The organism is Vibrio sp. Vb2131 (assembly GCF_033338535.1).
Lineage (GTDB): Bacteria > Pseudomonadota > Gammaproteobacteria > Enterobacterales > Vibrionaceae > Vibrio > Vibrio alginolyticus.
On record NZ_JAWOSW010000079.1, the window covers coordinates 1 to 676 of the forward strand.

The window sequence follows — 676 nt, forward strand, 5'->3', positions numbered from 1 at the left end:
AATACTATTGCTCATTGTCATACTCTCTCTTAATCGACCTCGACACTTCTTTAAGGAGATTCTTCTCTTTCTGAGTTAAAGAGTCCTTTCTCCCTTTCTTGTACAGCAACACCAAATAGACAACATCAGGTTGGATCAGTAAGTAAATCGTTCGATAACCACCACTCTTACCTGTCGATTCTCCAGCAAGGCGAACTTTTCTTAGCCCTCCCGTTCCGACAATCAACGATCCCATTTCTGGGTTTTTGATGATGTCTGACTGCAACGCTCGAAACTCTTCATCCGTGAGCATCTCTTTTCGCTGAGATTCAAACAATGGCGTTTCAATAAACTCTAATGCGTAGCTAATAACCCGATCCTCTCCCAAAAGAATAGGAGTACATTGTACTCCTGGCAAGCGTATTTTCAAATGTATTAACGATTAAATCCGAAACCTCGACCTCTGCGATTTTGTCGTGCTAACGACTGCTCTTGCTGTATTGCTTTTCCAACGACTGGAGCTGCTGCGTCAAGTTGTTTACTTGCATGGTCAAGCTGCTCACACTGCTCTGTAAGCGTTGGTTCTCCTCGCTGCTCTGCTCGAATCTTTTCTCTAAATCCTTGTAGAGCTTCACGAACTCGCTGTGCTGCTCCTTGTGCTGCCTCTCTAAAACCTCGAAGGCGTGCAAAAGTTGTT

General features: G+C 44.2%; 2 protein-coding genes. Both read right to left on the reverse strand.

Annotated features, from left to right (window positions below):
- Positions 1-4: 4 nt before the first annotated feature.
- Positions 5-397, reverse strand: coding sequence for a type II toxin-antitoxin system RelE/ParE family toxin (locus R7E38_RS22965; protein WP_224723981.1), 393 nt, complete (start codon positions 395-397; stop codon positions 5-7).
- A 61-nt stretch (positions 398-458) separates the two neighbouring features.
- Positions 459-614: a hypothetical protein gene (locus tag R7E38_RS23585; protein WP_411978451.1), complete on the reverse strand. Its 156-nt coding sequence runs from the start codon at positions 612-614 to the stop codon at positions 459-461.
- Positions 615-676: the final 62 nt, after the last annotated feature.